Below are 7,203 nucleotides of genomic sequence, written 5' to 3' on the forward strand. Positions count from 1 at the left end.
GCAGTCACTCACCCACCTCGCCGGTAGTTGCCTGTTTGCCCTTTTTGACGGGCACGACTTTCTGGTAGACCTGCCCGGGCTGTCTGATGACGCCGTCAACGGTAAGTAGGTCTCGCTCGACCTGGATTCCGAACAGCTGTTCATTCTCGCGCAGATAGGGCAGGATCAACTGCCAATCATCCTCGGTGAGGGCAGCGTACATGCCCCCGTTCAACTGCTCGTCGACCAGGGTCCTGTGCGGGTCACGGACATAGATTGCCCCGCCCGATGCAAGGGAAAGGAGGTTGCCGCCGGGATAGGGCATCTCAAGTGGGTCTGGTCTGCCGTCCTTGTCGAAGCGCATGCCGTTTAAGATGACGAACCCGCCCTCTTCATGGGGATCTCCCGCCATGAACGATTCCGCCAAAAAGTCCAGCGACGTCCCATTTATGACTACGCGAGGCTTGCCGACGGCGTTGATGAGAGGGCGCCCTGCCGTGTTGCCCATGACATAGATCACGCCGCCCTTGGCGCCGTACAGGAAGGTCTGGCCGGCATCTCCATAAATCACCATCTTGCCGCGTTTGGCGATTTGGCCGACCTGGTCCTGGGCATTGCCGTGAACGTAGACCTCAAGTCCATCTATGCCAGAGCCCAGGTAGTCGCCAGGATTATCATAACAGTCCACGCGGAGGCCATCGCTCTTCGGGCCGAAGCCGGCCGCGTGGAAGCGTGTCCCGCGAGAGTTGTAGTGGATGATGTGGCGCCAGCCCGCGTTGTATGCGTCCACGGCGAGCCGGGCGTCGCATTGGGGGCCCTGTGGCTCAAAGCCCCGGCTGTCAATAAGAAGGGTATGTTCCCCGGCTGCCGGAGCGCGAAGGGTACCGCGCGTTTCCCAGGTGATCCGCCGGTAGGCGCTCTCACGCGCATCATCGAACAGGGGCTGTCGGGAGAAGACCTCTTCCAGCCCTTGCCGGAGAATCGTAAGAACGGCGCTGCGCTTTTTCGTGCCGGTTGGGTAGCGGAGATCCATCAGGCGGGTGAGGACGTCGATGCCGATGTGCGGCATGCGGAGCGCGGTCTTCGCCACGACCTCGTCCATCGCCTTGCGAAGCCGGTCAAAGTCCATGCCGCCGATGGCAGCATGCAGATAGCGGAAAAGACCGTCGGCATCGTTTTCTCGGACGGTCTTCTCAATTGCCGCGGCGTCTTTCTCGTTCGGAGCGGATAGGACCAGAGGAACGGAAAGGTCGCAGTGGACTTGCCCCGGCCAAGTGGATACGGGCACCCCAAACTTGTCGGTTACGTGCAGGTGGTAGTCTTCGGTACGGCCATTGCCGGACGCCCCATCGGGCATGACGTTGAATAGAAAGGCTCCACCGTCGTCATAACTTCCACCGCGTGCGTTCCAGTATTGGTCAGCCACGGGCATGAAACGGGGATCTTCACTATTCAGGCCGGCGAGGGTCGCGTCGATAGCCTGTTTCTCGGAACAAATCAAGCCGATGGAGACGTCTTTGCCTTCTTGAAGCGCGAACACCTGGGGCCGCAGCATCGCCGTGTCGGTGATGCCGAGCAGCTGAAATCCCTTCTTTCCGTGAAGTGTGCGCGCGATGATGAAGAACCAGGGTCCATCGGGCGAACCGTGGATGTGGGCTGCCTGGATCTGGCGGTAGACCTGCTGCCGGGCTTTGGGAAGCCGGTCAAAGTCGAGTTCCGTGGTCGGCGCGAGCGCCTCAATAATGTATTCCACCGGGTACTTGTAAACACGGTGCATCAGGTCGAATAGCATCACTGACACCTCGGTGTCGGTGAGAAAGCGCGGGAAAAGGTTGCGCTGCGCAAGATACTCGCACACCGAATGGTAGTTGGCGAAATCCCCGTTGTGCACGAGGGCCTCGTGCATGCCGATGAATGGGTGGGCGCCGCCGGGGTGCCATACCCGGCCCCGGGTCGGATAGCGCTGATGCGCAATCCATACGTGTGCGCGCATGTCTTCCATCTTGTAATACTGGACCGAGGCTTCCGCGTACCCGACGATCTTGATGATGATAAGGTTGCGCGCATGCGACATTACGAACGCGCGCTTTTCCCCCAGCGAGGCATAGAACTCATCGTTAAGCTTCGAGGAATTCTGGAAAACAAATTCGTCTTCGATTTCGTCTTCGGTCAGTTTCGCGAGACCGTTTTCCTGTGCAAACCGTTCGAGCACGTTCTTCTTGGCCCGGACAAAATAGCGGGCGACATCCGGCGGGCGGACTTCAAGCAACGGCACATCGCGATAATCGCCGACGGTAGGGATCAGGCCGCCCTGGAACACGTCAAAGTGAGGCTCGATATATTTCTTCTCGATAGACTCACGCGCGGCTGGATCGAGCAACGCAACCTGGAGAATGTACGCTTCATCGAGGACTTGGCGTGAAACGCCCATATCTCCCGGAACAAGGCCGCAGGCGGCAATGCCGCCGCCCTTGCCGTTACCCCGGTTGCGCATCTGGATGGAGGGCTCGTAGATGTGTTTGCCGCGCACGGGAATCGTGCAGGCAAAGCCCGTTACGCCGCATCCGCCCTCGGCCTCCGGCGGCTTGGGGAACAGGTCGCCGGCGGGGCGAAGATGGGCGCGCGCGCGCACTATTGCCTCGGCCCTTTCAATGAACGCCCTGTGGGTGTCAATCGTGTCCATCGTTATCCTTGGTCTGCCTCTTCATAGTCCAGGTGGGTCAGGAGATCGGTACGCCCGCGCAGCGCGGCGACCGAATCCAGGCCCAGACGATAGAGAATGTCGACCAGCATGTCACGCCATGCGGAATACATGTTGACAAGCCGCTGCGTGCACCATTCGATGGTGACCATTTCGAGAAGCTCGTGATCCGTCGTGCAGATGCCGCGCGGACATCCGCGCCCGCTTTCGCAACAGCCGCAACGGATACATTCGAGGGCCACGAGCTCGGCGGTCCCGATAACCACGCCGTCAGCGCCCAGTGCGATGGCCTTGGCAACATCGGCTGGGGTTCGTACGCCGCCGCTCACAATGAGCGTGATTTCGTCGCGGGCGCCTTCCTGTTCGAGAAACTGGTGGCAGGTGTTGATCGCGTATTCAATGGGCATCGCGATGTTCTTCTTGGCGATGTTCGGGGCCGCGCCCGTACCGCCATAGCTGCCGTCAATATGCACGATATGGGCCCCCGCGCAATACACGCCAACGGCGACCATGTCCACATCACCCGGGGAGGAGACCTTGGCGGAAAGCAGCGCACGCGGGTTGACGTGGGCTATCCAGTCGAGATGCTTCTTGTGGTCTTCGATGGAGTAGACGCTGTGGAACGGGAAGGGCGAAAACAGCGACGTGCCGACGACGGCTTCGCGCATGGCGGCCACCTCGGGCGTATTCTTGTCGCCGAGGAGATGGCCTCCCAAACCGGGCTTGGCGCCCTGGGCATATTTGAACTCGACGATGCGCGCGCGTTTGATGGTTTCCTCGCGGACCCCGAACAGGCCGGTTGCCACCTGCGTAATCATGTGGTCGGCGTATGGGATCATGCGCTCGGGATATCCTCCCTCGCCGGTACAACTGAAGGAGTTCCACGCCTTGGCCACGCGCGCCTTTGCGAGCAACGCCCGGATGTTGGTCGAGCCGAACGACATGCCGCCGCCGTACCAGGGCACGTCAATCTTGACCTTGGGCCGGCTGTCTTTTCGCCGGTTCAAGAGAAGCTCGGTCGAAATGTCTTCTTTCCGCAAGTCCCTGGGTGGCGCTTCAGGGAACCGGAAACGGAGCTTGTCAAATCCGCCGCCGGACGCGCCCACTTCGGATTCGAGATGCGACGGAGGGCACTGACCGGTCTCGGCCATTGCCCAAGTGCTGGCGAGCAGGTCAGGCGTCCATCGGTAATCGCCCAATGTTTCAAAGGCGGGATTGGTGGATAGGGACAGAGCGCCCGACGGGCACGCCGAGATGCAGAAGTGGTCCGTCTTCTCACAATCCGGCCCGATACACCGGTAATCGAAGGGGCGGATGGGCTGCCGATAACCAGCGGGGCGCTTGTGTACGCCGTGCGGACACAGGGTCACGCAGGTGCCGCAGGCGGTACAACTGGAATCACGATACACGCGGAACTTGCCCAGCTCGTTGCGGTAGCGCGGCGGCGCGGGATGCACGTCGCGCCGGACTTCTGCGTACTGAGGATGAGTCGCGAACATGTCCGCCGATTCCGGGTGGCTGGGCGCAATCGTGCTCATCGCCTCCTACACTCCCTTCTTGCGTTTGCCGAACAGGCGGCCAAAGGTCGCGGCTTCCAGGTCCTCGAAGAACATGCAGCGTCCCGTTTCTCCGCGCAACCGCCTCACTTCGCGGATGCCCATCGCGCCGAGCATCTCAAGCAACTGGTTGGTCCAGGCGCCTATCATGTTCACGATGCGTTGGGTGCCGTAGGCCTCATCAAAGTCCCCCAGGTGCGCCGGGCAGACTTCCCCGCGCGCGCATTCGCCGCACAGGCGGCATTCAAGCGCGATCATCAACGGGAGGTCGATAGCCACGAGATCCGCGCCGCAGATAATAGCCTTGGCGACGTGTTCCGCCTGGGCGATCCCGCCGGACGCGATCAGGGTGACCATGTCGCGTATGCCTTCCTTCACCAGGGCGCGGTGGATTTCGCGAAGGACGTCGCGCATATGGCGCGCACCCGGCCCGGCGAGTTCGCGGCCGCGGGGATCAAACACCAGGTGAACCACTTCCGCCCCTTCGCGCGTTAACTCGCAAACCTGACGCGCGGCGCCGGGCGTCGCTTCGAGGCGTATGGCCAGCAGACGGCCTGGATTCTCCGTTTTGAGGCGGGTTTGAACGGCCATGACGCCCTCGCTGTACGGGGCCATAATGATCGGGGCGTTCGTGCGGCCGACGTTTTGCCCGTCGTACAGTGGAATGACATGGCCCCCATCCAGCGAGATACCTTCCGGTAAGACATCGGCGTCGACGGCAAAAAGCGTGCCCAGAGCGGAGGCCGCCTTGGCAACAGAGCGGAGGACTGCGCCCCTCTGGAAGCGGGCGGGGATAGTCTCGAAAATGATGGGAATGGGTATTTCCATCAAGGCTGGGGGCGTAACGGTCAGACGCTCATTGTCAAAAGAAAGGCAGGGCAGCGCGCGCCCAATGTCGACGCTGGTGCTGATGTATTCGCGTCCGTGGATTCCGTCCCGCGTAGGGCGGACGATCTCCGACATATCCGTCCACATCGAGTCGAAATCCGGGCCCGAAAAGGGGCCGCCGTAACCGGAACCAGACACGGGGATATTGCCGGTCTCGGCCTGGTACCAGTTGGACATGATGATGTCGGGCGTGTAGTAGGCATCGCCGAGCCGCTCATATTCAGGGTTGACGACACGTGTGAGAATGCCTTTGGTGCAGTTCTGAACGCAGAGCAGGCAGCCTTTGCACTGATAAATGTAGTCAAGATAGCCGATTTCCTGGCGGAGGGCATCGGCTTCATCTCGGTAGAACCCGTACACGCAGGCGCGCTTGACGCAGTTGTGACAGCCGGAACAATCCTCACGCCAATCGACCACGCCCAGTTTTCCAGGGGGCCGCTGGCGGGGCGGAGCGGGGTGCGTATGGATATGGTACTTGGCGGGCACGGCTAGCGGGCCTCCAGCCCGGAGCGTTGAATGATCTCGAGGACGGCTTCTTCGTCGTCCTCCGCGCATATTTGAAAACCTCGGATGCCCTTCGATGCGCTGATTTGCTTGATGGTTTCGACCGCGAGCTCGATGCCGGCGGCACGCTGCGCTTCTTTTCCTCCCGCGGCGGCTAAACGGTCAAGCTGGGCCTGCGGCACCATCGGTAAGGGCCTGCCCGATGCAAATGCTTTGGCCTTTTCGGCGTCGAGCAGGGGATGGATTCCGGCCAGGATTGCGGTCTTCTGCGGAAGTCCGCGCTGCGAGGCGGCTTCCCACCACGCGCAAAAACGCGGCACGTCAAACACGGGCTGCGTGATAAGAAACTGCGCGCCCGCCAGCACTTTCTTCGATGCCTTGATGAGCTGCATTTCCTGAGGGTCGGCAAAAGGGGACGCCACGCCGCCAACGCAGAACGGCCCCGCGTTCTCGATGCGCGTCTTGCTCACCACGGAGGCATCCGTCCCCAGGTTCGTCAAAGCCGCAATCAACTGAACGGAATCTATGTCGAACACGTTCTTGGCTGAGGGACAAATGCCCAAGGTCTGGTGGGTGCCGCTGGTGCACAGGATGTTGCGAACCCCCATGGCTTGCGCCCCAAGGCAACTGGCGATAAGCGCCAGGCGGTTGCGGTCGCGCGTGACGAGGTGCATGATGGGCTCGGCGCCTTCAGCAGCCAGGACTGCTGATGCAGCCAGCGCCGACATACACACGCCATGCCGGTTATCGCTCACGCCGACGGCGTGCACTTTTCCTGCAAACCGCTTCGCGGCAGCGCGCACGGGGGCGGGGTCACCGCTCCTTGGCGGAACGATCTCGACGACAAGTAGCGGCTCGCCTGACAGGATCTTCTCCTGGAACCTGGTTTCGCTCACAATCATCACCTTCTACCTTAGAACCCTCTTTCCAAATAAGTTGCATCTTTCACCAGGGGTCAACGGCCCGCCCCTGATCGTCACGTTGCCGTATCTGTCGTGGCCTCTGAAACGGGTTGCCGCGCCGTGCAAAGCGGACTCTCCCGCAGCGCACACAAATCCTTTACCGCACCTTGGATGAGGTTTTCGAGGTTATCTTGCGGTCCACACTGGAGAAGCGCGGCCCTTTGCGGCTCGAGGCCGATTTCCTCCAGCAGCCGTTGGACGGTTAGCATCCGTATCTCCGCGCGGTAGTTGCCTTGGGCAAGGCGGCAATCTCCCCGGGGACACGTCACCACCAGGAGACCTTGCGCGCCCCCCTCGAGGGCATGGAACAGGTATTGCGCGTCAACCTTGCCGCTGCAGGGGAGTTCAATGACTCGAACGTGAACACCATCTTGCGTCCACTGACGCGGCACGGATGTGCCCGTGGGAATACACCGATGGCAGATGAACACCAGGATCTCTGACGTGCTGGCCTCAGTCATCGCGCTTTTGTGCCCTGTCCTACAAGAACATACACTTCAATCTGACAACTTCAACGCCGGGATTTTGCTAGCGTCCTGCGGAAGAGACAACTTGGACTCATCGCCGCTAAGTGGCTGGATTATAGGCATATTCCGAAGCTCCTGTCAAAACC

Annotated in this window: 5 protein-coding genes; all 5 read right to left on the reverse strand. The window is 61.0% G+C overall.

Features of this window, described 5'->3' with window-relative positions; translation table 11 throughout:
* Positions 1-4: 4 nt before the first annotated feature.
* Positions 5-2,662, reverse strand: a complete 2,658-nt coding sequence (locus PLJ71_17065; GenBank protein ID HQM50402.1) for a glutamate synthase — start codon at positions 2,660-2,662, stop codon at positions 5-7.
* 2 nt (positions 2,663-2,664) lie between these two features.
* The gene (locus PLJ71_17070) at positions 2,665-4,218 is read right to left on the reverse strand and encodes a glutamate synthase-related protein (GenBank protein HQM50403.1); all 1,554 of its coding nucleotides are present in this window, start codon (positions 4,216-4,218) and stop codon (positions 2,665-2,667) included.
* A gap of 6 nt (positions 4,219-4,224) precedes the next feature.
* A complete protein-coding gene (locus PLJ71_17075; protein HQM50404.1) occupies positions 4,225-5,610 on the reverse strand; it encodes a glutamate synthase-related protein in 1,386 nt (461 codons plus the stop codon).
* 2 nt (positions 5,611-5,612) lie between these two features.
* Complete coding sequence (locus tag PLJ71_17080) at positions 5,613-6,524, reverse strand: methylenetetrahydrofolate reductase (GenBank protein ID HQM50405.1); 912 nt, start codon at positions 6,522-6,524, stop codon at positions 5,613-5,615.
* Between the two features lie 80 nt (positions 6,525-6,604).
* Entirely contained in the window at positions 6,605-7,051 is a 447-nt protein-coding gene (locus PLJ71_17085; protein ID HQM50406.1) for a hydrogenase iron-sulfur subunit, read from the reverse strand.
* Positions 7,052-7,203 lie beyond the last annotated feature (152 nt).

The organism is Candidatus Hydrogenedentota bacterium, from assembly GCA_035416745.1.
Lineage (GTDB): Bacteria > Hydrogenedentota > Hydrogenedentia > Hydrogenedentales > SLHB01 > UBA2224.

Excerpts from the sequence above, each read along its gene's own strand:
- PLJ71_17065 (HQM50402.1), bottom strand. The coding sequence starts at position 2,662 with ATGGACACGATTGACACCCACAGGGCGTTCATTGAAAGGGCCGAGGCA.
- PLJ71_17070 (HQM50403.1), bottom strand. The coding sequence starts at position 4,218 with ATGAGCACGATTGCGCCCAGCCACCCGGAATCGGCGGACATGTTCGCG.
- PLJ71_17085 (HQM50406.1), bottom strand. The coding sequence starts at position 7,051 with ATGACTGAGGCCAGCACGTCAGAGATCCTGGTGTTCATCTGCCATCGG.